This window comes from Serratia sp. CY56464 (assembly GCF_052168435.1).
Lineage (GTDB): Bacteria > Pseudomonadota > Gammaproteobacteria > Enterobacterales > Enterobacteriaceae > Serratia > Serratia marcescens.
This window is the reverse complement of sequence record NZ_JBJNMV010000001.1, coordinates 322,426-347,527: the sequence shown is the minus strand read 5'-3', so window position 1 is coordinate 347,527 and position 25,102 is coordinate 322,426. Positions and strand designations below refer to the sequence as shown.

Sequence of the window (25,102 nt, the reverse complement as noted above, 5' to 3'; positions counted from 1 at the left end):
GTAGAAAACTCCTTACCCAGCTCCCCCCTAGCACCGCCCCCGCCCTTTCCCTACAATAAGGGATCTGTTGAGGCATAACGCAAGGAAAGACGGTGTCGAAAGCCAATCCCAATGCCACTATCGTGGATATCGCCCGCCGCGCCAGGGTGACCAATATCACCGTTTCCCGCGCCTTCAATAAGCCCGAGCTGGTCAAGCCGGAAACCCGCGAGCGCATTCACGCCATCGCCAAAGAGCTGAACTATGTGCCCAACGCGTTCGCGCAGGGGCTGAAAAGCAGCAGCAGCCAGATTATCGGCATCGTTACCAGCAGCATGTACAACCCGTTCTATTCCGGCCTGATCAAGACCGTGTCGCGCATTGCGCGCCAGCAGGGCTACCAGATCATGCTGTTCGACACCGACGGCAGCGAAGAAGCGGAAATGCGCGCCATTCAGGCGCTGTTCGGCTATAAGGCGCGCGGCATCCTGCTGTCGGCGGTGCGCGACGACAAGCGCTACCGCCCCGCCTATCTCGAGCTGGCCGAGGTGTACGGCGTGCCGCTGATCCTTATCGACCGCGATCTCTACGATCAGCAGCTGAGCGGCGTGTTCCTCGATAACCGCGAGATCGGCGTGCTGGCCGGGCGCTATCTGGCGGAGCAGCCGGAGCAGAAGCTTTTGATTATCGGCGGCCCGGCGGATTCGGAGATTACGCTAACGCGCACCGCCGGTATCATCGCGGCGCTACAGGGCAGCGGGCGTGAGATTCATATCATCAACGGCGACTACGATTTCACCTCGCAGGAAAGCGAGGTGCGCGCCTATCTGGCGCAGCAGGAGAACCGCCCGGATTACATCATCGGCCTGAACGGCATCATCACGCTGGGCGCCATCGCCATCTGCCACGAGATGGGACTTTATCAGCAGGTGAAGTTCTTCTCGATAGACGAGCCGCCGCGCGCCGGCGCTTACGGCCTGCACATTCCGGGGGTGTATCACGATACGCAGAAACTGGGGGAGATCGCCGCGGAGCTGTTGTTCAGCGCCATTAACAGCCCGCGCGGCGAACTGCCGGTGCGCAGAGAGTTCTTCACCGGCTCACTGTTGAATCGCTGACGGGCACTATTGCCCGTAGTAGGCGTGTTTGCCGTGCTTGCGCAGGAAATGTTTGTCCAGCAGCTCCGGCTGCATCGGGGCGATGGCCGGCGCCAGCTGGCGCGTCGCCATCGCCATGATCGCCACCTCCTCCAGCACCACCGCGTTGTGCACCGCATCCGCCGCGTCCTTGCCCCAGGCGAACGGGCCGTGGGAGTAAACCAACACTCCCGGCACCTGCTGCGGATCGCGCCCCGCCTGACTGAAGGTCTCGATAATCACCTTGCCGGTTTCCCCCTCATAATCCCCGGCGATCTCCGCCTCGTTCATCGGCCGGGTGCAGGGAATGTCGCCGTAAAAGTAGTCGGCGTGGGTGGTGCCCAGCGCCGGGATCGGCTGCCCGGCCTGCGCCCAGATGGTGGCGTTGCGGCTGTGGGTGTGCACCACGCCGCCGATATCTGCGAAGGCGCGGTACAGCGCCAGGTGGGTGGCAGTGTCGGACGAGGGTTTGCGGTGCCCCTCGCGCACCTTGCCCTCCAGATCCACCACCACCAGATCCGCCAGCGTCATCGCCTCGTAGGCGATGCCCGAAGGCTTGATCACCACCAGCCCGCTCTGGCGGTCGATCGCCGAGACGTTGCCCCAGGTAAAGGTCACCAGCCCGTATGCCGGCAGGCTGAGGTTGGCGGCCAGCACCTGCCGCTTGAGTTCGTTCAGCATACGATGCCTCCCTCATTCATCTGTTGTTCGACCCAGGCCTTGGCCTGGGCGATGCGTTGCTTATCCTGCCCGTCTTCGCGCGCCCACATCTCCAGCAGATAGGGGCCGCGATAGCCGAGCGCGTTGAGCACGGAAAAGGCGTGGGCGAAATCCACGCAGCCTTCGCCGAACGGCACGTCGCGGAACTGCCCGGCGCTGCCCGGCCCCACCGCGACGGTGTCTTTGAGGTGTATGGCGGTGATGCTGCCGATGCCCAGCGCCAGCTCGGCGGCGACGTCGTTGCCCCAGGCGCTGAGGTTGCCGAGATCGGGATACACTGTGAACCACGGGCTGTTGACGTGGCGGGCGATGTCGCGCCATTTGCTGATGCTGTTGATGAACGGCGTGTCCATCACCTCCACCGACAGCATCACCTGCGCCCTGGCGGCCTGCGTCGCCGCCCACTGCATGCCCTCGATAAAGCGTTCGCGGCTGTGGCGATCGGCGGGTTCGTAATAGACGTCGTAGCCCGCCAGCTGGATGTTACGGATGCCGAGATCCGTCGCCAGTTCCAGCGCCTTGCTCATCAGCACCCGAGCCCGCTCACGGGTGGCGGCGTCGGCGCTGCCGAACGGATCGCGCCGGTGCGCCGACAGGCACAGGCTCGGCACCGTCACCCCGCTGTCGAGCCGCGCCTGGATAAACGCCAGCCGCTGGCGGCGATCCCAGTCCAGCCGCTGCTGGCGCGCCGGCTGCTCGTCGATCGACATCTCCACAAATTCAAAGCCCAGCTCGGCGGCGGTGGCCAGCCGCTGCGGCCAGCTCAGATCGGCAGGCAGCGCCTTTTCATACAGCCCCAGACAGGCGGCGTTACTCGTTTGCATCAGTCACCTCACTCAAAGCCAGAGCGACCGCCAGATAGCGCGCCTGCTGGGCGCGCAGGCGCCGGTGGGCGGCGGTCGCGGGATAATAACAGCGCAATTTGGGCGGCGCGGCGGCGATCGCTTCGGCGAACCCGGCATACTCCCCGGCGCCGACGGCGGCGCATAGGGCGGCGGCGCGGCAGCCGCTTTGGCGGGTTTCCACCACCTCAAGCGGCAGGTTGCCGGCGTCGGCGTACATCTGCATCCAGACCTCAGACTGCGTCGGCCCACCGGTCATGCGCACCCGTTCGATGCGCGGGTTCAACTGCACCATGCGCTCCTGATGGATCAGGTGCGAGAACACGATGCCCTGGTAGATCGCCTGCACCACGTCCGCCATCTCGTGGTGGGCGCTCAGGCCGATCAGCCCGCCCGGCGTGTTGCCGCCGAGGTTGGAGCCGTACAGATAAGGCAGGAACAGCAGCCCGCTCGGCTGCTCGCGGCGCTCGGCCACCCAGGCGTTGAACTGGGCATAGCGCTGCCGGTCGCCGGCGCAGAACTGGCGCAGGAACCAGGCCAGGTTACCGGCCGAGGTCGGGCTGCCTTCGTGCGCGAAATAGCGGCCGTCGATGCAGTAGCGCCCCCAGGCATAGGGATAGTCGGCAGGAATGATGCGCTCGGTCACGCAGGTGGCGATCGACCAGGTGCCCGCCACCGCGCTGAGCGTGCGATCGTCGGCCACGCCGGAGCTGAGCGCCGCGCCCACCACGTCGAACAGGCCACCGTACACCGCGGTACCCGTTCGCAGGCCGCACTGCGCCGCCGCCGCGGCCGTCACCCGCCCGGCCAGCTGCGCCGAGCCGATCACCGGCGCGGTCTTCTCCTGCGCCTCTTCGATGCCGAAGGCCGCCATCAGCGCCGGATCGTAAGCGCCGCTGTGCTGGTTAAACAGGTTGCTGCCGGAGATGTTGGTCACCTCGGCCGCCGCCTCGCCGGTGAGGCGAAAGCGCAGGTAGTCGTGCGCCATCAGGATGCGATCGACGGCGGCGTACTGCGCCGGTTGCCGCTGCTTCAGCCAGCGCAGCAGCAGCGCCGGGTGGCTGGGCCACAGCGGCTGCAGGCTGCGCGGGTAGGTCTGCGCGTCCACCCCGGCGCGGCGCAGCTCAGCCGCCGTGGCCGCCGCGCGGTTGTCCGAAGAGAGAATGCCGTTGCCGACCGGTTTGCCGTGGCGGTCGATGGCGTACAGCCCTTTGCCGTGCGCCGAAAAGCTGACGCCGCGCACCTGGCCGGCCTCCAGCCCCGCCGCGTGCAGCGTTTGGCGGATCGCCGCGCAAACGTCATCCCACAGCGCGTCCATATTGCGCTCGCTGAAGCCCGGCTGGGCGGCAATCGCCGCGCCGTCGCGCTCGGCGATCGCCAGTTCTTCGCCGCTTGCCCGGTACAGCCCGGCCTTGATCACCGTGCCGCCGACGTCTACGCCAAGAAAGACTGACATCGCGCCTCCTATTTGCGCCGCACGGAGCTGAGGTAGATGGCGGCCAGGATGATGCCGCCCTTCACCACGTTCTGGATATACGGCGATACGTTCATCAGATTGAGGCCGTTGTTGAGCACCCCGAGCATCATCGCCCCCACCAGCGTGCCGACGATGGCGCCGCGCCCGCCGGAGATCGCCGCCCCGCCCAGCACTACGGCGGCGATGGCGTCCAGCTCGAAGCCTTCGCCGGCGTTGGGCTGCCCGCTCATCAGGCGCGAGGTCAGCACCAGCCCGGCCAGCGCGGCGGTCAGGCCGCTGATCACGTACACCAGCATCTTGTAACGCGGCACACGGATGCCGCTCAGGCGCGCCGCCTCTTCGTTGCCGCCCATCGCGTAGACGTAGCGGCCGAACGGCAGCTGATTGAGCATCAGCCAGGCCAGCACGTACACGCCGAGCATGATCAGGATCGGCACCTGAATGCCCAGCAGCGTGCCGCGGCCGAAGAAGGAGAAAACGTCGGGCAGACCGGAGATCGGGTAGCCGCCGGTATAGAGCAGCGCCAGGCCGCGGGCGATGCCCATCGACGCCAGGGTGACGATGATCGGCGGCATGCGCAGGTAGGCGATGCAGGCGCCGTTGGCCAGGCCGAACAGCGCGCCGACCGCCAGCGCCGCCACCATCGCCAGCGGGATGGGCACCGCCGCCAGCATCAGCCCGGCGGCGACCGAACCGGCCAGCGCCATCACCGGCCCCACCGAGAGATCGATGCCGCCGGTCAGGATGGCGCAGGTCATGCCCACCGCGATGATGGCGTTGATCGACACCTGGCGCGCCACGTTGGTCAGGTTGTTGACGCTGAGGAAGCTGTCGTTCAACAGGCTCATCAGCACGAACAGGATCACAAAGCCGATAAACGGCAAGACCGCCGGGTGATGCAGCAGTTTTTCCCAGCGCTTGCCGAGGCTGGGGCCGGCGGCGCGGCGCGCCACGGCGGGTTGTTCAATTCCGATCATAAGGCACTCCCGGTCGCGTGAAGCATGATGTGGTTGGATTCGATGTCGTCGCCGGTCAGCTCGGCGACGATGTGGCCGCCGCGAAACACCAGCACGCGGTCGCACACGCCGATGATCTCCGGCAGTTCGGAGGAAATCATGATGATGGAGATGCCCTGCTGGGTCAGTTGCTGCATCAGCTGGTAGATCTCGGCCTTGGCGCCCACGTCGATGCCGCGCGTCGGCTCGTCGAAGATCAGGATGTTGCAGTCATTGTTGAGCCAGCGGGCGATCACCACCTTCTGCTGGTTGCCGCCGCTCAGGGTGCTGACGGCGGTCTCGGCGTCTGGGGTTTTCACGCCCACGGCGCGGATCAGCCGCTGCACCACGTCGCGATCCTTGCGGGCGCTGACAAAGATCTTGCCGCGCCGGTGGTGCCGGTTGAGGGTGATGTTCTGCGCCACCGAGAACGGCAGCACCAGGCCCTCGGTTTTGCGGCTCTCCGGCAGCAGGCCGATGCCCTGCGCCAGCGCCTGCGCCGGGGAGCGCAGCGCCGCCGGTTGGCCGCCGAGGCTGACGCGTTTGCGGTGGCAGCGGCTGGCGCCGATCAGCGCCGAGACGGTCTCGGTGCGCCCGGAGCCCACCAGCCCGGCGAAGCCGAGGATCTCGCCTTTGTGCAGGTGGAAACGGTCGGTCGCGCCGTGCTTCTCGCGCTGGATCTCCGCCTCCAGCAGCACCGTCGCGGTATCGACCGGGTGCTGCTTCGCCGGGAAAGCGTTCTCGATTTTGCGCCCGACCATCAGCCGCACCAGTTCTTCCACGTTGGTGTCGCCGGTGGCCAGCGTTTCGATGTAGGCGCCGTCGCGCAGTACGGTGATGCGATCGCAGATGGTGAAGATCTCGTCCAGGTGGTGCGAGATAAACACCATGCCGACGCCCAGCAGCCGCAGATCGTTCATCACGCTGAACAGGTGCTCGGCCTCGCCCGGCGTCAGCGTGGCGGTCGGTTCATCCAGCACCAGCACCCGCGCCTCCAGCGACAGCGCCTTGGCGATCTCAACGAACTGCTGCTGTGCCACGCTCAGCTGCTCCACCGGGCAATCGAGATCGATAGTCACCGTCAGCCGCTTGAAGATCGCCTCGGCCTTGCGCCGCATCGCCCGCCGATCCAGCAGGCCCCAGCGGTTCCTGATCTCCCGGTTGAGGAAGATGTTGTCGATGGCGCTCATATAGGGAATCAACGAGAATTCCTGAAAAATAATGCCGACCCCGGCCTCGATCGCCTGGCGATAGTTGTTAAAGCGGCGCTGCTCGCCGTCGATAAAAATATCGCCCTCGTCCGGCTGATAGATGCCGCACATGATTTTCACCAGCGTCGATTTGCCGGCGCCGTTTTCGCCCAGCAGGGCGTGCACCTCGCCGCGTTGAATGGCCAGATCGATGCCGTCCAGCGCCTTCACGCCGGGAAAGCTTTTCTTGATTCGCTTCAGTTCCAGTAAAGGTGTCACCGCATTGCCCTCCGCGCCGAACGCCCCGCCGCAGCGGGGCGAACCTGGCCGCTGTTACCAGCTAAAGCCGGCCGCATTGCTGCGGTCGATCAGCTTCACTTTGACCGGCACGGTTTTCGGCACCGTGGCGCCCCAGTAGCGGGCCAGCGCAATGCCGAGCGCAATGCGCAGCTGGTCGCGCGGGAACTGCGCCGAGGTGGCGATAAACGGCGAATTCGGCTTGAGGATCTCTTTGATGGCTTCCGGCTGGCCGTCGACGCTCACCAGCTTGACCTTGGCGCCGTTGCTTTCGATCGCCGCCAGGGCGCCGAGTGCGCCGACGTCGTTGACGCTGAAGATGCCCGCCAGATCCGGCGCCGACTGCAGCATGTTTTCGGTCACCGTCAGCGCGGTGTCACGTTCCTGCTTGCCGTTTTGCTTGGTGACGATCTTGATGTCGGGGTATTTTTTCATCGCCGCTTCAAAGCCGCGCACGCGCTCCAGGATCGGCACCACCGGGATACCGTCGAGGATCGCCACCTTGCCTTTGCCGCCCAGCGCTTTCGCCAGGTACTCGCCCGCCTGGAAGCCGGCGTCGTAGTTTTCCGATCCGACGAACGAGTCCAGCGGCCCTTCCGCCTGCGCGTCGATCGCCACCACCACCGCGCCGGCCTTATGGGCGGAGATCACCGCCGACTGCACCCCCACCGAATCGGTCGGGTTGATCAGCAGGATATCCACCTTCTTCTGCAGCATGTCTTCCACGTCGCCGATCTGTTTGGCAACGTCATGGCGCGCATCGGCCACGTACACCTTGGCGCCGATATCCGCCGCAGCCTGATCCAGCGCCTGTTTCATGGTGACAAAGTAGTCGTTGTTCATTTCCTGGAACGACATACCGATCGTTATTTGCTTGGCCAGCGCCACCTGGCTGGCCGCCAACATTCCACCGGCGACGATAAAAGGCAGGGTCTTTTTGAATAATGAAAACATAGCCAATTCTCCTGTAGGGAAGCTTCTTGTTGTGGTTATCAGAGCAACAGCATGTCTTTACGTTTGGCCGACCGGCCGGCCCCCCATTGCGGATGGGCCGGCGGTCGTGACTGCAACAGCGGTACGGCGGGAAAATCAGGGAACCAGGATCACCTTGATGGAATCGGTCGAGTCCGCCAGGGCGAAGGCTTCGTCCCAGTCGTTCAATGAATAGCTGTGGGTGACCACGCCGTTTGAGGTCACCAGCCCGCGCTCGAACAGATCGATGGCGATTTCATAGCTGTAGGGCGCCAGGTGCGCGCCGCGAATGTCCAGCTCTTTGCGATCGCCGATGATGGACCAGTCGACGGTGGTTTCCTTGCCAAATACGCTGAACTCCACGAAGCGGCCCAGCTTGCGGATCATCTGCAGCCCCTGGGTGACGCCGATCGGCGCGCCGGTGGCCTCGATATACACGTCGCAGCCGTAGCCGCCGGTCAGCGATTTGACAATCTGGTCGGCGTCTTCCTTCAGCGGGTTGATCACCACGTCGGCGCCGAATTCCTTCGCCAGCGCCAGCCGCTCGTCGATGGCGTCGATCACGATCAGTTTCTTCGGCGTCTTCAGGCGCGCCACCTGCACCATGCACAGCCCGAGCGGCCCGGCGCCGGCTAGTACCACCACGTCGTCCAGTTGGATGTCGCCGCGCGCCACGGTGTGGATGGCGCAGGCCATCGGTTCGATCAGCACCGCGTCTTCATGGCTCAGGCTTTCCGGGATCTTGTGCACGATAGCGTTCTCGGAAAAGCGCATGTATTCCGCCATGCCGCCCTCCGCCACGTCTTTCTGGAAGCCGTAAATGTTATGCGTCTCACACATCCAGTAACTGCCGGATTTGCAGTAACGGCACTCCCAGCACGGCACGATCTGCTCGGCGATCACCCGCTCACCGATCCGGTATTTGCCTTCCGCGCCCTCGCCCAGCGCGGCGATGCGGCCGTAGAACTCATGCCCCGGCACCACCGGCGGTTTGACCCACGGGTTCTCCCCCCAAAACATCTGCGCGCCGTTCTTGCACTTGCAGTCGCCGGCGCAGATGCCGCAGCCTTCCACCTTGATCACCAGCTCGCGCGCCTTCGGCAGCGGCGTGGGCACCTGTTCGAAACGGTAGTCCTGCGGGCCGTGGCAAACGACCGCGCGCATTTTTTCCGGCAACTGGCTCATCTCTTCCTCCAATACACTCGTTAAACGCTTGAAAATTCTAAATGTTGACGTTGTCATTTTTATTCAACAAAAAACGAGAAACGAAACAACATGTTAAATTTCAATAAATTAATCATAAAACATCTCGAAAACTCAAAATGACAACGTGAACATTGATCGACATATAACCAAAGCTGCAAAAATAATTGTTTGAGCAAAATCACAGTTCGTTAACATTGCGGCTAAAAATGCTACAAATGCGGATCGCGATCCCATTTACGGGATCGATGAGGATCGGGAGATGATCAAAACGGCGGGAAGAAGATGATTGGCAGGAATGCGGGCCAGGCATCGCGCCCAGCCCGATAAAGCGGGTTACTTCACTTCACCCATCGCTTTCAGCTTTTTGGACAGCTCGCGGCGCTCTTTGGACAGATCGGCATTTTTGATGATGTAGTCATCAACGCGATCTTCATAGTCGCTGCGCATGTTGGCGATGATGCCCTGAATGTCTTCAATGCTCATGCCGGGCTTGATGTACTCGCTCAGGTTGTCGAGCAGCAGCACGCGCTTCTGGTTATCACGAATTTTCTTTTCGTTGTCGACGATCTCGCGTTGCAGTTTGTTTTTGCGGCGGAACATACGCACAAACTCCAGCACGTCCTGGAAACTTGGCTTATTTGCATTATCCATCTTTATACCCTTGCTTTAGTAATACACAGATTCATTTGCTTACGGCCACATGGCACCAAGATACAGGTTTGTGGCGGTCCGGCACAACAGTGATTGCCTTATCTTACCCACTTTGCCCCGGCGGCCAAAACCCAAAGCGCCGCCTTCATGATCTGACCCCTTATTCACGCCCGGCGGCGGTGCAAACCTGGAGCAAATCCCCCAACTCCTCCAGCTGTTGCGCCAGCTCCATGCTGAGCCAGACATAGCCGTAAATCGGCGCTTCGCCGTGCTGGCCGAGGCTGACCTCCTGCATCAGCGTTTTCAGCTCGCCCGCGATCTCCGCCAGCTGCCCCGCCGCCGCCTGCCGCTGCGCCTGTGGCCCTTCGCGCATCAGCAGCGCCAGCGATTCCAGCGAGCTCAGCGTCAGCAGTTGGGTGCTGCGCAGCGTGCGGGCGTTTAGCATGATGAAGTGCGTTTCGCGCGAAGCCCAGTAGGCGTCGGCCATCAGTTCCAGCGTGCACACCAGATTGCGGCTGAGGGTTTGCACCGCCTCGAACACCGCTTTGGGGATGCGGGTTTCCTTGCTGGCGGGCACGATCAGGCTGCGCAGCTTCACCACCTGATTCAACAGATCCTTGAGCTGCGGCTCCAGCCGCGGCCGCTCAATGACGTTCGGCGAAAAGTAGGCGCCGTAAATTCGGGCGGCGGTTTGCAGGCAGTCCGCCATTTGCATGCGCCACAGAATGTAGGCGCGCTGCGGGTAGATGCTGGTGAACAGCAGCGCCAGCAGCGAGCCGAAGATCACGTCGCCGCTGCGCCAAAGCGCAGTGTGCATGTCGCCGGCGCCCGCGCCGCACACCACCGCCAGCGTGATCCCCACCAGCAGCGCCATATACGGCCGTTTGCCGAGCGTCAGGTAACCGCAGACGAACATCACCACGCCGCACCAGACCAGCATCAGCGGCAGCGAATAGAGTTCCAGATACAGGGCGATCAGGCCGGACGCGGCGCCAAACACCGTGCCGGCAATGCGTTGCAGCGCCCGCTGCAGCACGTTGCCCCAAAACGAGATCGGCCCCATCACCACCACCAGGGTGATCAGCGGCCAGGTGCCTTCGGGCACCGCCAGCAGGCGGATCAGCAGAAAGGTCAGGATAAACGCCAGCCCGATGCGCACGCCGTGAACGACGCGATAGTGGCGATAGGTCAGCAGTTCAAGGGGAGAGATTTTTCGATCGAGGCGCACGATGCCTCCGATAAAGACCAGCCAGGCCGCTATTTTAGCGGAGGAAGCCCGGCGAGGAAAAGGCGAATGAGGCGTCCCCCATTCGCGGTCAGGCTCAGGCGGCGTACTTGTCGACCAGCGCGCGCAGAACGGCGGCGGTTTCGACATCCATCACGCCGTCATACTTCTGCGGACGGAAGTGCAGCTGGAACGCGCGCACCAGCTGGCGATAGCCTTCTGCGGTGTTCGCCGCCGAGGTGTCATAGCCGTATTGGGCGAACAGTTTCAGCAGATCGGCCTGCGCCGGCAGGCCCTGGCTGCAGTATTCCTGCTGGCGCTGCTGCTTGGTCGCTTCGTCATACCAGGCGCCGACGCCGGCCTGATACAGCTGCTGCCACGGGAACTGCGGGCCCGGATCGCTCTTGCGGCCCGGCGCGATGTCGGAGTGCGCCACCACGTTCACCGGCGAGATGTCCGGATAACGCTGCAGGATGTTCTGCGCCAACTGGGTGACCGCCTCAATCTGCTGCGGATTGAACGGCGGGAAGGTGATGTTTTCACCGTCGCCGCTCGCCAGATTGACGATCTCGATGCCGATCGAGGTGTCGTTGATATTGCTGCGGGTGCCCCACTGGCTGGTGCCGGCATGCCAGGCGCGCTCGTTCTCGTCCACCAGGTTGAAGATGCGCACGCCGCTGAAGCCGGCCGCCTGATAGGTCGCCTCGGTCGGATCCGGCACCAGGTAGTGCGCGCTGACCGATTTTCCGGTCAACGACGTCACCGAGTCGGCGAAGTTTTGCGCCGTGTAGTGCAGCACCAGAAAACGCACGCGGTGGCCGAAGCTGGCGACCGATCGGTAGCTATTGTAATCAATCTTGTACATCGTAAAGTCCCTCTCTCGTTTGATTTCACTGAGCGGCTCCTCATCATGACAGGCCGCCCCGCACGGGTGAACCCTTGGCCCACCCTTTTGTTTTAGCTAATTGCTAAATTATGCGCAAGTGTTTTTTAGCAAAATCGTTATTTACCTTTTTGCTAAAGAGTGCGATCATTGCACGATGGAAACTAAAGAAATCAGGCGCAACAATCTGCGCGAATTGATGGCCCGCTACGCCCGGCAAGGCGTCAACCAGAATGAGTTCGCCACGCTGGTTGAGTCTTCCGCGCCGACGCTGAGCCAAATCATCGGGGAAAAATCCTCCCGCAATCTTGGCGACAATCTGGCCAGGCGGATCGAGGCCAGGCTGAATTTGCCCAAGGGCTGGTTCGACGTGTTTCACGAAAAGCAGCTGGTGCGCCCGTTTGACAACGTGGCGGCGGAGTCGGACTTCCAGCCCGCCCGTTTGAAACCGGTGGTATGGGAAGATACCGAACAAGACAAGGAAGAGTTTGTGGAGATCCCGCTGCTGGATATTGATTTTTCCGCCGGCGACGGCTGCTACGAAATCGTCGATCGCGAGGAGTTTTCGCTGATCTTCCGCCGTTACTATCTGCACAAGATGGGGGTAGCGGTCAACGCCGCGCGCATTATCCGCATCTCCGGCTCCAGCATGGAACCGCGCCTGCAGGACGGCGACGTGGTCGGCATCAACACCGACGACACGCGCATCCGCGAGGGCAAGACCTACGCCATCCGCCACGGCAATTTGCTGCGGGTGAAGGTGCTGATCGAGCAGCCGGACGGCGGCGTCATCATCCGCTCCCTCAACCGGGAAGAGTACCAGGACGAGCATCTCAGCTATCAGCAGCGCAAGGAGCAACTGGTGGTGCTCGGCCGCGTCTTCTGGTCGTCTTCGTCCTGGTAGCAGAGCAACCTCGGGCGCCCGTTGCGCCCGGCGGTTATTTGAAGTCCACCACCATCTGCTGCTGGATAGACAGCCCGCGCGTCGACTGCACGCAGCCGGCGATGTAGTCGGTGAAACGCGGCGGTTTCGGCATGCCCAGCTTGAGGATCTTCTCGTTGCTGAAACGCACGTTGAGCATGGCGAACGAGCCGTACAGGCGCATCGCTTTGAGCATCAGCCGCTCGTTGCACGGGCCGAAAATGTCTTTCAGCTGACGGCGCATTTTCACCAGCGCGTCATAGGTCACCTGCGCATACTCATCGCCCACCGGCGCTTTTTCCAGGGCCGCCGCCATGGCGTTGTCAATTTCAGCAAAGCTGACGCTGCTCTCCTCACCGGCGGAGATGTGATAAACGTCGTTCTCCAGCGTTTCGCTGTTCATCAGCATCACCAGCGCATCCGCGCAGTAGTCCGCCGGGATCACGTCGATATTGTCCTGCAGCGAGCACATGAACTTGCGCAGCATCAGCGCCATGCCAAACACCCAGAAAATGCTGCTGGAAGGCTGGCAGCCCAGGCGGGTGTGCCCCACCACAATCGACGGACGAGCGATGGTCAACGGCATTTGCGGGCAGCGCTGGCGCATCAGCTGTTCGATGGTGGATTTGGAACGGGTATATTCCACCAGGTGCTCGGCGTCCTCCTCAAACTCGCCGCTCTCTGCCACCAGCGAACCCGGCTCCGGCGAACAGGACATGGCGGTGCCAACGTGCAGGAAGCGTTTTAATCCCGGCACCTGCGCCATTCTTTCAGCAAAGGCCAGAGTGCCTTCTACGTTTACCTTCCAAATGAGCGGGTTATTACCAAATGAAGCAACGGCCGCGCAGTTAATCACGTGCGTGACATTGTTAATACGTGCGTCAGTTAAAAAGTCGGCCGGCTCGGAAAGATCGCCCAACAATATATTTTCCATCGTAATTTTAGACAGCAGATTCGCGTCGATATTAAACTTTTCCATATTCGCACGAATACGGGCCAGCCCTTGCTGCGCATCATCGGCGCGCACCAGCAAAAGATAATTAATAGACTGATTTTCAATCAATAATTTTTCAAGAACTGCACCACCGAGAAAGCCGGTAGCGCCGGTCAACAGTAGCGTTTTCATCATTGTCACCCACATTGGCATTGAATGTGGGAGATTGTATCTGCGGATATTTAAACAAATATTAAATAGAATTACGGCGCCCAGACTCACTTTTCTTAATATTATCTTAAGGAATCTTTTGAAACATCCACCCTGGGTTTAGTAACAAAAGAACCGCGTAGATTCCATGATTAATCTCCGCCGTTTAAATACCATTGATGTAGTGCCTGATTTAATTTAACGGTCAATGTTATTTCTCTTTTCGTCCGTGGAGGACTTATGACCTATAACCAAAAAATCTGGTTGGGGGTTTTACTGCTGTGCACCCTGTTTTGGGGAGCGGTGATAAGCGGCGCCTGTTCGCTGTATAACCGGGCGGATCGCCTCAATGCGCACCAGGCGCAGAGCGAGTTTGCCGCGCGTCACAGTCTGACTTCCAGCTCACAGCAAAGCGCTCAGGCGTCCACCTCCCCTCGGAATGGGTAGGGACAAGACCCGCTAACGATCCTATTATACCCTAAGGTTAACAGGGAGATAACGATGGTTCGAAAGCTGGATAGCTTACCGCAGGCGCAACGCGAGAAAATAGAAACCGATTTGCTGGCCATCAGCGTGATCTACAACGAGCGCTACGGCATCGCCTCGACCCAGGCGGAAACAGAACGACAGATCCCCGACCACCTGCTCCCCTACTTTCATCAGCGGCTGGATTTCTATCGCCGTGCGTAATTGCGCGCATTTCGCTAACCGCCGCTTGGCATCGCTCCCCACGCCGTTACAATAGGGGCATATTGTATCCGCCACTGAAGAGACGCGATTTTGAGCAGCAAGGCAACGGCCACATTTTACATTCACGACTATGAGACCTTCGGCAAGAGCCCGTCGCTGGACCGCCCGGCGCAGTTCGCCGGCGTGCGCACCGATATGGATTTCAACATTATCGAAGAGCCGCTGGTCATCTACTGCGCCCCGGCCGACGACTACCTGCCGGAACCCGAAGCGGTGATGATCACCGGCATCACGCCGCAGGTGGCGCGAGCCAAAGGCGTTAACGAGGCCGAGTTCACCCGCCAAATCCATCAGGCCTTCAGCGTGGCCGGCACCTGCATTCTCGGTTACAACAACATCCGTTTCGATGACGAAGTGAGCCGCAATATCTTCTATCGCAACTTCTACGATCCCTATGCCTACAGCTGGCAAAACGGCAACTCGCGTTGGGATCTGCTGGATGTGATGCGCGCCTGCTACGCCCTGCGTCCGGACGGCATCGTCTGGCCGGAAAACGAAGACGGTTTCCCCAGCTTCCGCCTCGAACACCTCACGCGCGCCAACGGCGTCGAACACACGCAGGCTCACGATGCGATGTCGGACGTTTACGCCACCATCGCGATGGCCAAGCTGGTCAAGCAGGCGCAGCCGCGGCTGTTCGATTTCCTGCTGCAGCACCGCAACAAGCACAAGCTGAACGCCCTGATCGACGTCGCCGACATGACGCCGCTGGTGCACGTCTCCGGCATGTTCGGCGCGGCGCGCGGCAACACCAGCTGGGTGTCGCCGTTGGCCTGGCACCCGGACAACAAGAACGCGGTGATCATGTGCGATCTGGCCGGCGACATGACGCCGCTGTTGACGCTGAGCGCCGAGCAACTGCGTGAACGGCTGTACACCCGCCGCGACGATCTGGCGCCGGATCAGGCGCCGGTGCCGATCAAGCTGGTGCACATCAACAAATGTCCGGTGCTGGCGCCGGCCAAAACCTTGCTGCCGGAGAACGCCGAGCGGCTGGGCATCGATCGTCAGGCGTGTCTGCAAAATCTGCAGCTGCTGAAACAGCATCCGGAAGTGCGCGAGAAAGTGGTCGCGCTGTTCGCCGAAGCCGAGCCGTTCAAAGGCGCCGACGACGTCGACGCCCGCTTGTACGACGGTTTCTTCAGCGACGCCGACAAGGCGGCGATGAGGATTATCCAGCAGACCAAGCCGCAGAACCTGCCGGCGCTGGATCTGGCCTTCAGCGACGGCCGCATGAAAGAGCTGCTGTTCCGCTTCCGCGCGCGCAACTACCCGAATACGCTGGACGACGCCGAGCAGCGCCGCTGGCTGCAACACCGTCAGGAAGCCTTGAGCGCGGAGCGCGTGCAGAGCTATCTGCTGCAGCTCGAATCGCTGTATAACCTGCACGAAGGCGACAAAGAGAAAACCGCCCTGCTGAAAGCGCTGTTCGATTACGGCAAAGAGTTGGTGGGATAAAAACCCGCAGCAAGCAGAAAAGGAAAAGGCCGCGAAAGCGGCCTTTTTTGTGGCTGAGGAGACGGCTCGCGCTTAGGCGGCGTCTTCGCTCGCTTGCGGCACCGGCAGACGGAAGCTACGGGTGACGAAGGCCAGGTAGATCAGGCCGATGGCCGCCCAGACCAGGCCCAGCGTCATCGAGCTGGCTTCCAGGTTGATCCACAGCGCGCCGACGGTCAGTGCGCCCATCACCGGCAAGATCAGGTAGTTGAACGTGTCCTTCACGGTACGGTTCATCTTGTCGCGAATATAGAACTGCGAGATCACCGACAGGTTGACGAAGGTGAAGGCCACCAGCGCACCGAAGTTGATCAGCGCAGTCGCCGTCACCAGGTCAAACGACACTGCGGACAGCGCGATGGCGCCAACCAGCAGCACGTTCAGCGCCGGAGTACGCCACTTCGGATGCACATAGCCGAAGAAGCGAGTCGGGAACACGCCGTCGCGGCCCATCACGTACATCAGACGCGAAACGCCCGCGTGCGCCGCCATGCCTGACGCCAATACCGTCACGCAGGAGAACACCAGGATCACCGACTGGAAGAACTTGCCCGCCACGTACAGCATGATTTCAGGCTGCGACGCGTCAGGATCCTTGAAGCGCGAGATGTCCGGGAAATACAACTGCACGAAGTAAGACACCACGATAAAGATGATGCCGCCGATCAGCGCCGTCAGGAAGATGGCTTTCGGGATCACTTTCTCTGCGTCTTTGGTTTCTTCGGACAGCGAGCTGATGCCGTCGAAGCCCAGGAACGAGAAGCACAGGATGGTCGCGCCGGTAATCATCGGCACCACGTGAGCGTTATCGGACCAGAACGGGCGGCTGCTGACCAGCGTACCGGCGCCTTCGCCGTGGTAAACGCCGTTGATCACCAGGCCCAGGAATACGATCATGATCGCCACCTGCACCACCACGATGATGGAGTTCAGGTTAGCCACCAGCTTGATGCCGCGCAGGTTGAAAATCGTCATCAACCCGACCAGCACCGCCACGAAGATCCAGGACGGGACGCCCGGGAAGATCGCTTCCAGGTAAATCTTGGCCAGCAAAATGTTGATCATCGGCATGAACAGGTAGTCCAGCAGCGATGACCAGCCCACCATAAAGCCGACGTGCGGACTGATGGCTTTCTGGGCGTAGGTGTAGGCGGAACCGGCGGAAGGGAACTTCTTCACCAGCTTGCCGTAGCTCAGGGCGGTAAACAGGATCGCCAGCAGAGCGAAGGCGTACGCGGTCGCGACGTGACCATCGGTCAGGCCGGATACGATGCCGAAGGTATCGAAGATGGTCATTGGCTGCAGATAAGCCAGACCCATCATCACTACCGGAACCAATGTCAGGGTTTTACGCAGCTGAGTGCGCTGAGCCGGAGCGGCGTTAAGGGTGTTATCGGACATTGTTCAGCCCCCCCTTACCTTGAGCCTTGCGGATGGCGGACACGCCAAGACTTAAGGTTGCGGGGAAACTTCGCAACGAGCGACTTAATTCTAAAAGAAGGGGATTGTAAGCTGGATAACGGGTCGAGGTAACCTCGGCTGCTCCATAGTCGCTGCGGCCACAGCGGAAACCGGCGGGCACCGGCGCTAAAGTGAAAAATTGCCCCATCTTTCTAATCCTCATGAGTCACGACCATAAAGTTTTGTTTGATCGTGCACGAAACTATTTATCTATCCGGATCGGTGTCCGGCCTCGCTTGGTGTATGAAACGCTACGTTGGTAAAACTAAATGCAAAAAAAATAACCGACGCTTTCAAAACGTCGGCTATCTGCATTTGAGATATTTTGCACCAGAATGCCTCCGGATGACAAGATCCGGAAGCCCTCAAATACAAATTCTTTTTGTCGATCGAACGGAAAACCAGCCCGGCAGGCGAATTAATCCGCTACCGGCAGGCCGGTCGCCCGCACATACTTCTTACTTTATACGCCCATTCAGGCATTTTTCAACATCCAGTCGATCTCGGTTTCCGTCACCCGCCGTTCAAACTGCAGCAATTCGTCCGTCTTGCAGGCGTGATAAACCTGGGTGAAACGCTCGCCCAGATAGTGGGTCAACGCGTGCTGATGTTCAAACTCGTACAGCGCATCGCTCTGGCGGATCGGCAGCGGCAGCCCCTCCTGCTCCAGCCCGTTGCCAGTCACCGGCTCAGGCAACGGCAGCGCGTTGTCCAACCCGTACAGCATGCCGGCCAGGATCGCCGCCATCACCAGATACGGATTGGCGTCGGCGCCGGCCACGCGGTACTCCACCCGATGATTCTCCGGTTCGCCGCAGGGGATGCGCAGCGCCACGGTGCGATTGTTGTGGCCCCAGGCGGCCTGGATCGGCACATACATCCCCGGCTGGAAACGCCGATAGGCATTGACGTTCGGCGCCAGCAGCGCCATCGACGCCGGCATCAGGGTGATCATTCCGGCCAGCGCCTGTTTCAGCAACGATGAATCCTCGCCTTCGCCGTCGGCGAACAGGTTGTTGCCCGCCCCGTCCTGCATGCTGACATGCACGTGCATGCCGCTGCCGGCGTAATCCTCATAGGGTTTGGCCATAAAGGTGGCGTGCATACCGTGGTTCTCGGCCACCAGCCGCACCAGCCGCTTCAGCGCCAGCGCGTGATCGCAGGCCAGCAAAATATCGTCGGTATGACGCAGGTTGACCTCGAACTGCCCCGGCGACGCCTCCGCCACCGCGCCGTCCGCCGGCAGCCCCTGCAGCTTCGCCAGCGCGTCGATATCGTTCAGCACCTCAGCGAAATGGTTCAGGTTATCGACGGAATACACCTGGCTTTGGGTGTTGCGCTCCTGGGTGCCGGGCGCACACGGCGGCTGCAAATCGCCTTCCGCGTCGCGCAGCCTATCAATGAGATAAAACTCCAGCTCTACCGCTGCCACCGGGAACAAGCCGCGCTGTCGCAGCGCCTGCCACACGCGGTTCAGCACATTACGGGGTTCAACGTCAAAGGGAGTGCCATCTTCATCCAGCATGGTCAGCAACACCTGGCCGATATGCTCCGGATCGGCGGCCGACGGCGTCAGCGAGCCGGGCACCGGCAGACAAATGCGATCAGGCTCGCCGAGCTCCTGCCCAAGGCCGGTCTCCTCCACCACGTTGCCGAGGATGTCCATGGCGAACACCGACGCGGGGAAGTAGCTGCCTTTTTCCAGTTTTTTCAACCCTGAGACGGGTATGCGCTTGCCGCGGAAGGAACCATTGAGATCGGTGAGAAGGATATCGACATACTGCGTGGCGGGATAGCGTTCCAAATAATGAGCAACCTCATTTTGGAACGCGCTACTTCGCCTCTCTTCATGATGCTGTGCAAAATGTTCAACTGCTGCGCTATTGGTTTGCATACGTCACCCGCCATTATGCTCTTAAGGCGCGTTAGCGCCCGTCCGCCGTTCGATTCAACACATGATTGGATTTCTCGCCAGGTCGCGCCGCTGCCGGGCGCTCAAAATAACATCCACAATATGAAACATAGTATTAACAGAATGGGTTTGCAAATGTTACAATCCTGTTTGATTATTCATCACCGACTGCTAAATTGATAAAATATTGACCGAAAAGGCCTTGCTGCCATTTTTACGTCAACTATTTCGTCCAACGCACCGAGAGTGAATATGGGCAATATATTTTCCAAACCCACCCTAACTACCGATATCATGCAGCATCGTTATCGACCAGACAGGCACCCGATAGCGATCTTCATTTCTACCTGTCGCCCTTACCAGAAGGAAGTACCGCTATGAGCGAAGCCAGCTTGGCACCGGGCAAACGCCTGTCACAGATCCGTCAGCAATTGGGTTTGTCGCAGCGCCGGGTCGCCGAACTGTCCGGGTTAACCCACAGTGCGATCAGCACCATCGAACAGGACAAGGTCAGCCCGGCCATCAGCACGCTGCAAAAGCTGCTGAAGGTGTATGGCCTGTCGCTGTCTGAATTCTTTGCCGAACCGGAGGCCGTCGACGAACCGCGCGTGGTGATCGACGCCGAAGATCTGATTGAGATCGGCAGCCAGGGGGTGTCGATGAAGCTGGTGCACAACGGCAGCCCGACGCGCAACCTGGCGATGATGCTGGAAACCTACCAGCCCGGCACCACCACCGGCGAAAAGATCAAGCATCAGGGCGAAGAGATCGGCACCCTGCTGGAGGGCGAGATCGTGCTGACCATCAACGGCCAGAGCTATTGCCTGACCGCCGGTCAGAGTTACGCCATCAACACCGGCATTCCGCACAGCTTCAGCAATACGTCGGCGCGCATTTGCCGCATCGTCAGCGCACACACCCCTACCACCTTCTGACCGCTTCTCGCACCGGCGCAGCCTGACGCGGGTTGCGCCCCTGCCTCTCCACGTTTTTCATCGCCGTTATGCCATTTTGTTGGTTGCCAACGGCGCAATCTGTGTTACAACAGAGCAAAACAGCCATCTAAACATCTAAACGGCCTTGCTACCCTATGTCAACCGCAACGCCTTCACGCCTCGAGATGCGCAATATCTCGATCGCCTTCGCCGGCTTCAACGCGCTGCAGGACGTGGACTTCACGCTGCAGGGCGGATCAATCCATGCGCTGGTCGGCGCCAACGGCGCGGGCAAGTCGACGCTGATGGCGATCCTCTCCGGCGCCCACGATCATTATCGCGGCGAGATCCTGATCGACGGCCAGCCGGTGGCGATCCACTCCCCGCTGCAGGCGCGCCGTCACGGTATTCACGTGGTGCAGCAAGAGGTCGACGTCGCGCTGATCCCCACGCTGTCGGTAGCGGAAAACATCATGCTTGACTGGCTGAACGAGCCGGGCCACTGGCTGAACTGGGCGGAGCTGCACCGCCGCGCCGCGCAGCTGCTGCAGCAATGGGCGCTGCCGCTCAACCCGCGCAGACGCCTGGCGGACTGCACGCTGGCGGAAAAACAGCAGGTGCTGCTGGCGCGCGCGCTGTCGCACCGCTGCCGTTTTCTGGTGCTCGACGAGCCGACCGCGCCGCTCGATCGCGCCGAGAGCGAGCGCCTGTTTAACGTGGTGCGCCGCCTGCAATCCGAAGGCATCGGCATCGTGTTTATTTCCCACCGCATCCACGAACTGAGCGACATTTGCGATCGGCTGACGGTGCTGCGCGACGGCCGGCGCGTCAGCGAAGACGCCATGCGCGGGCTGAGCGGCGAACAGGTCGTCGAGAAGATGCTCGGCCATCGGCTGGACGACATTTTCCCGCCGCCGCGCCCGCCGCACCCAGAGCGAACGCTGCTGCAGGTGGAGGGCTTGCGCGATCGCCATAAGCTGCGCGACGTTTCGCTGCGGTTGCATGAGGGCGAGATCCTCGGCATCGCCGGGCTGGCCGGGGCGGGCAAAACCGAACTGTGCAAGGCATTGTTCGGCGCCGGCGCCGTACAGCTTGAGCGCGGCGAACTGCGCGGGCAGCCCTGGGCGCCACGCGCGCCGCACCTGTCGGTCGAACAAGGATTGGCGCTGGTGCCGGAAGAACGCCGCAAAGAAGGCATTTTCATCGACGAGGCGATCCCTATGAACCTGAGCGTCAGCGCCGACGACAGCTTCTCGCGCTGGAGCCTGTTCAACCGGCGGCAAGAACTGCGCTGGGCGCGCGAGATCATGCAGCGTCTGAACATTCGCGCCTCCGGCCCGCAACAGCGGCTGGCGCGCCTGTCAGGCGGCAACCAGCAAAAAGTGGCGATCGGCAAATGGCTGCGCGGCGACGCCGAGGTGCTGATCTTCGATGAGCCGACCAAGGGCGTGGACATCAAGGCCAAACAGGAGCTGTTCAGCCTGATCGACGGCCTGGCCCGCGCCGGCAAAGGCGTGATTTACGCCTCCGGCGAGTTCGCCGAGCTGATTGGCCTGTGCGATCGCATCTGCGTGCTGTGGGACGGCCGCATTGTGGCGGAGTTGAACGCCGCCGACATCGACGAAGAAACCTTATTGCTCTATTCCACCGGAGGAACCCCTGCGTGAGTAAAGAATTTGCCTTGCGGCCGGCGCTGCCCTGGCGCCAACAGCTGTTCGATTTCCTCTACAAGTGGGGCATGCTGCTGACCGTGGCGGCGCTGATCGCCCTGTTTGGCCTGGCGTCGGACAATTTTCTCGATGCCAACAACATCATCAATATCCTGCGTTCGATCGCCATCGTGACAGTGATCGCCATCGGCGTCTCTATCTCGCTGTCGGTCGGCGGTTTCGATCTGTCGGTCGGCTCAACCGCCTCACTGGCCAACGCGCTGGTGATTTCGCTGTTCGTCTGGCACGGGTTCGGCACCACCGGCGCCATCGTGGTGACGCTGCTGCTGTGCACACTGGTCGGCCTGTTCAACGCCCTGCTGATCGTGGTGTTCAGAATTCCCGATATGCTGGCGACGCTGGCCAGCCTGTTCGTGATCCAGGGCGTGGCGATGACCTACAGCTACGGCGGTTCCATCACCCAAAACATGGTGCTGCCGAATGGCGACATGGCGGAAGGCCTGATCCCGGAGGTGTTTTCCGCCCTCGGCCAGGTGCCGGTGATCGTGCTGATCATGCTGGCGGTCACCGTGGCGGTGCAGCTGTTCCTCTCGTTGACCAAGCACGGCCGCCGGATGTACGCCATCGGCGGCAACCCCGAGGCGGCACGTCTGTCGGGCATCCGCACCGTGCGTTACAGGGTTGCCGCTTACGTCATTTCCTCTTGGCTGGCGGCGCTTGGCGGCATCTTGCTGGCGTCACGTATCGGCTCTTCGCAGGTCAATGCCGGCGGCGGCTATCTGATGGACGCGGTGGCGGCGGCCTATATCGGCTTCTCGCTGGCGGGCTCCGGCAAACCCAATGCGCTCGGCACTCTGATCGGCGCGGTGATCCTCGGCGTGCTGCAAAACGGCCTGGTGATGCTGTCGGTGCCCTACTACGCCATGGACATTATCAAAGGCCTGGTGCTGGCGCTGGCGCTGGCCATCACCTACATCCAGAAACGCTGATCCCCCCGGCGCACGCCCGCTGCGCCGCTTTTCCCTTTAATTCACCCGGTTACCCTTTCCCGCCAGCATAACAAGCATACAAATGATATGAATTATCATTAGCGTTTACATTCAGTAAAAAATCCTTACAATACCCTCACGCAACGCTGACGAAGCGAAGTATTTCTCAGCGAACGATGAATAATTTCATTAGAAATTCAATTGGTTAATTACTTTCACTTCAATCCAGGAAAGGTTCACCTCATGGAAACGCCACGTTACAGCAAGCTCGCCGCTCTGGTGATTGCCTCACTCAGCGCCACCGCCGCACTGGCCGCGCCGCAGGACGACACCCAGGACACCATGGTCGTCACCGCCTCCGGCTTCCAGCAAAAAATTCAGGACTCCGCCGCTTCCATCTCGGTGATCCCGCGCCAGCAAATCGAAGACAAGGCTTACCGCGACATCACCGACGCGCTGAAAGACGTGCCGGGCGTGGTGGTCACCGACGGCGGCAGCAAAAGCGACATCAGCATCCGCGGCATGTCTTCCAAGTACACCCTGATCCTGGTGGACGGCAAGCGCGTCGATACCCGCGGTACCCGCCCGAACAGCGACAACGCCGGCATCGAACAAGGCTGGCTGCCGCCGCTGGAAGCCATTGAGCGCATCGAAGTGGTGCGCGGGCCGATGTCTTCACTGTACGGTTCCGACGCCATGGGCGGCGTGATCAACGTCATCACCCGCAAAACCTCACGCACCGAGTGGAAAGGCTCGCTGCACGGCGATGCCACCCTTCAGGAAAACCGCGATTCCGGCGACCTGTTCCAGACCAACGCCTACGCGTCCGGCCCGCTGGTTGAAGGCCTGCTCGGCCTGCGGGTCAACGGCCTGCTCTCACGCCGCGCGGAAGATAAAATCGTCAACGGTTACAATGAACAGCGCATGCGCAGCGGCACTGCGGTGTTCACCCTGACCCCGGACGAGAAAAACGAATTCGACTTCGAAATCGGCCGCTCGCTGCAGGATCGCAACAGCACGCCGGGCAAATCGGTGGTGGCGGAGCGCTGCAGCAAAGGCAAATGCACCCCAACTTCCCGCAGCGAAGATCTCTACACCCGCACCAACTACTCGCTGACCCACAACGGTTATTACGACTTCGGCAACTCCACCAGCTACGTTCAGCGGGAAGAGACCAACAACCCGGGCCGCAAAATGAAGATGTACAACACCATCTTCAACACCCAGAACCAGTTCGAGCTGGGTTCCCACATGCTGAACCTCGGCGGCCAATACCGCTATGAGAAACTGGGCGACAGTGGCAACCAGCTAAGCTCGGCGCAAGACGTCAATCAACTGACGCGCTGGAGCTGGGCGCTGTTCGCCGAAGACGAATGGGCGCTGACCAATGACTTTAGCCTGACCAGCGGCATCCGTATGGACCGCGATCAGAACTTCGGCAGCCACTGGTCGCCGCGCATGTACGGCGTTTGGCACCTGACCGAGCAGTGGACGCTGAAAGGCGGCGTTTCCGCCGGCTACCGTTCGCCGGATCTGCGCCAATCCTCCGCCAACTGGGGCCAGGTCACCGGCGGCGGCGTGCGTAAAGGCATCATCGTCGGCAACCCGGATCTGCAGCCGGAGAAGAGCCTGAGCGAAGAGATCGGCCTGATGTGGGATAGCCTGAAAGGCGTCAACGCCGGGGTCACCGTCTTCAACACCGACTTCAAGAACAAGATCACCGAAGTGCGCCGCTGCGAAGACACGCCAGACTGTAAGATCGGCAATGACGTCTACGACTTTATCAGCGATCGCGTCAACGTCGACAAAGCCAATATGCGCGGCGTAGAAGCCACCTTCGGCTGGCAGATCAACAAAGACTGGAAGTGGAACACTAACTACACCTACACCTCTTCCGAGCAGAAGAGCGGCGAGTTCCAGGGCAAGGCGCTCAACCAGATGCCGAAGCACATGGTTAACACCGTGCTGGATTGGCGCGCCACACAGGACCTCAGCCTGTGGTCGCGCGTTAATTTCCGCAGCAAAACGTCTGAGTATCTGAGCCGTACCTCGATGGCCAAGAGCACGCCGTCCTACACCTTCGTCGATGCGGGCCTGAGCTACCAGGCGGCGAAAAACCTGCAGCTGACCGGCGGGGTCTACAACATCCTCGACAAGACCGTGGATTACGATCACTACAACACCACGCTGGACGGCCGCCGATACACCGTCGGCATGACCTACAACTTCTGATGCCCCTGGGCGCGCGC

Annotated in this window: 22 protein-coding genes; 9 read left to right on the top strand and 13 right to left on the bottom strand. The window is 61.0% G+C overall.

The features are described 5' to 3' along the window. Positions 1-92: 92 nt before the first annotated feature. Entirely contained in the window at positions 93-1,097 is a 1,005-nt protein-coding gene (locus tag ACJ8KE_RS01675) for a LacI family DNA-binding transcriptional regulator (protein ID WP_318669799.1), read from the top strand. A 6-nt stretch (positions 1,098-1,103) separates the two neighbouring features. Here the strand turns inward: ACJ8KE_RS01675 and araD are convergent, their stop codons facing one another. From araD to ACJ8KE_RS01625, 10 genes are all read right to left on the bottom strand, one after another. Next, positions 1,104-1,796, bottom strand: a complete 693-nt coding sequence (araD, locus tag ACJ8KE_RS01670; RefSeq protein ID WP_079452226.1) for an L-ribulose-5-phosphate 4-epimerase — start codon at positions 1,794-1,796, stop codon at positions 1,104-1,106. Continuing rightward, positions 1,790-2,659: an L-ribulose-5-phosphate 3-epimerase gene (locus tag ACJ8KE_RS01665; RefSeq protein WP_282676989.1), complete on the bottom strand. Its 870-nt coding sequence runs from the start codon at positions 2,657-2,659 to the stop codon at positions 1,790-1,792. The genes araD and ACJ8KE_RS01665 overlap by 7 nt, the downstream gene beginning before the upstream one ends. Beyond that, positions 2,646-4,133: an FGGY-family carbohydrate kinase gene (locus ACJ8KE_RS01660; protein ID WP_442517065.1), complete on the bottom strand. Its 1,488-nt coding sequence runs from the start codon at positions 4,131-4,133 to the stop codon at positions 2,646-2,648. The genes ACJ8KE_RS01665 and ACJ8KE_RS01660 overlap by 14 nt, the downstream gene beginning before the upstream one ends. Before the next feature lie 8 nt (positions 4,134-4,141). After that, positions 4,142-5,131, bottom strand: coding sequence for an ABC transporter permease (locus ACJ8KE_RS01655; RefSeq protein ID WP_097101671.1), 990 nt, complete (start codon positions 5,129-5,131; stop codon positions 4,142-4,144). Then, positions 5,128-6,618, bottom strand: coding sequence for a sugar ABC transporter ATP-binding protein (locus tag ACJ8KE_RS01650; RefSeq protein ID WP_028128353.1), 1,491 nt, complete (start codon positions 6,616-6,618; stop codon positions 5,128-5,130). Before ACJ8KE_RS01650 ends, ACJ8KE_RS01655 begins: the two co-directional genes overlap by 4 nt. A gap of 54 nt (positions 6,619-6,672) precedes the next feature. Then, positions 6,673-7,590 (bottom strand): ABC transporter substrate-binding protein, encoded by a 918-nt coding sequence (locus tag ACJ8KE_RS01645; protein ID WP_016927010.1) that lies wholly within the window; start codon positions 7,588-7,590, stop codon positions 6,673-6,675. A gap of 135 nt (positions 7,591-7,725) precedes the next feature. Next, complete coding sequence (locus ACJ8KE_RS01640) at positions 7,726-8,793, bottom strand: erythritol/L-threitol dehydrogenase (protein WP_016927009.1); 1,068 nt, start codon at positions 8,791-8,793, stop codon at positions 7,726-7,728. 354 nt (positions 8,794-9,147) lie between these two features. Further along, entirely contained in the window at positions 9,148-9,465 is a 318-nt protein-coding gene (gene tmaR, locus ACJ8KE_RS01635; RefSeq protein ID WP_004935612.1) for a PTS system regulator TmaR, read from the bottom strand. Positions 9,466-9,625: 160 nt separating this feature from the next. Further along, positions 9,626-10,693: an FUSC family protein gene (locus ACJ8KE_RS01630; protein WP_016927008.1), complete on the bottom strand. Its 1,068-nt coding sequence runs from the start codon at positions 10,691-10,693 to the stop codon at positions 9,626-9,628. Between the two features lie 94 nt (positions 10,694-10,787). Then, positions 10,788-11,555 (bottom strand): N-acetylmuramoyl-L-alanine amidase, encoded by a 768-nt coding sequence (locus ACJ8KE_RS01625; RefSeq protein ID WP_048796451.1) that lies wholly within the window; start codon positions 11,553-11,555, stop codon positions 10,788-10,790. A gap of 175 nt (positions 11,556-11,730) precedes the next feature. Between ACJ8KE_RS01625 and ACJ8KE_RS01620 the strand changes: the two genes are divergently transcribed. Next, entirely contained in the window at positions 11,731-12,477 is a 747-nt protein-coding gene (locus ACJ8KE_RS01620) for a S24 family peptidase (RefSeq protein WP_019453597.1), read from the top strand. Between the two features lie 34 nt (positions 12,478-12,511). Here the strand turns inward: ACJ8KE_RS01620 and ACJ8KE_RS01615 are convergent, their stop codons facing one another. Further along, on the bottom strand, positions 12,512-13,621 hold the full coding sequence (locus tag ACJ8KE_RS01615) for an SDR family oxidoreductase (protein ID WP_033641387.1): 1,110 nt from the start codon (positions 13,619-13,621) through the stop codon (positions 12,512-12,514). 258 nt (positions 13,622-13,879) lie between these two features. On the opposite strand from ACJ8KE_RS01615, the gene ACJ8KE_RS01610 reads away from it, so the two are divergent. The 3 genes from ACJ8KE_RS01610 (at position 13,880) to sbcB (ending at position 15,847) form a co-directional block, all read left to right on the top strand. Beyond that, positions 13,880-14,086, top strand: a complete 207-nt coding sequence (locus ACJ8KE_RS01610; RefSeq protein WP_016927004.1) for a hypothetical protein — start codon at positions 13,880-13,882, stop codon at positions 14,084-14,086. A 54-nt stretch (positions 14,087-14,140) separates the two neighbouring features. Beyond that, on the top strand, positions 14,141-14,329 hold the full coding sequence (locus tag ACJ8KE_RS01605) for a DNA polymerase III subunit theta (protein WP_016927003.1): 189 nt from the start codon (positions 14,141-14,143) through the stop codon (positions 14,327-14,329). A gap of 90 nt (positions 14,330-14,419) precedes the next feature. Further along, entirely contained in the window at positions 14,420-15,847 is a 1,428-nt protein-coding gene (sbcB, locus tag ACJ8KE_RS01600) for an exodeoxyribonuclease I (RefSeq protein WP_016927002.1), read from the top strand. Between the two features lie 72 nt (positions 15,848-15,919). Here the strand turns inward: sbcB and ACJ8KE_RS01595 are convergent, their stop codons facing one another. Both ACJ8KE_RS01595 and ACJ8KE_RS01590 read right to left on the bottom strand, forming a co-directional pair. After that, positions 15,920-17,287, bottom strand: coding sequence for an APC family permease (locus ACJ8KE_RS01595; RefSeq protein ID WP_004935642.1), 1,368 nt, complete (start codon positions 17,285-17,287; stop codon positions 15,920-15,922). Positions 17,288-17,822: 535 nt separating this feature from the next. Beyond that, positions 17,823-19,241: a glutamine synthetase family protein gene (locus ACJ8KE_RS01590; protein ID WP_097101668.1), complete on the bottom strand. Its 1,419-nt coding sequence runs from the start codon at positions 19,239-19,241 to the stop codon at positions 17,823-17,825. A 395-nt stretch (positions 19,242-19,636) separates the two neighbouring features. Here ACJ8KE_RS01590 and puuR point away from each other — a divergent pair, with 395 nt between their 5' ends. The 4 genes from puuR (at position 19,637) to ACJ8KE_RS01570 (ending at position 25,085) form a co-directional block, all read left to right on the top strand. Continuing rightward, on the top strand, positions 19,637-20,194 hold the full coding sequence (gene puuR, locus ACJ8KE_RS01585; RefSeq protein WP_016927000.1) for an HTH-type transcriptional regulator PuuR: 558 nt from the start codon (positions 19,637-19,639) through the stop codon (positions 20,192-20,194). A gap of 155 nt (positions 20,195-20,349) precedes the next feature. Continuing rightward, positions 20,350-21,861, top strand: a complete 1,512-nt coding sequence (locus tag ACJ8KE_RS01580; RefSeq protein WP_028128354.1) for a sugar ABC transporter ATP-binding protein — start codon at positions 20,350-20,352, stop codon at positions 21,859-21,861. Beyond that, positions 21,858-22,853, top strand: coding sequence for an ABC transporter permease (locus ACJ8KE_RS01575; RefSeq protein ID WP_016926998.1), 996 nt, complete (start codon positions 21,858-21,860; stop codon positions 22,851-22,853). The genes ACJ8KE_RS01580 and ACJ8KE_RS01575 overlap by 4 nt, the downstream gene beginning before the upstream one ends. A 243-nt stretch (positions 22,854-23,096) precedes the next feature. Further along, the gene (locus ACJ8KE_RS01570; protein ID WP_016926997.1) at positions 23,097-25,085 is read left to right on the top strand and encodes a ligand-gated channel protein; all 1,989 of its coding nucleotides are present in this window, start codon (positions 23,097-23,099) and stop codon (positions 25,083-25,085) included. Positions 25,086-25,102 lie beyond the last annotated feature (17 nt).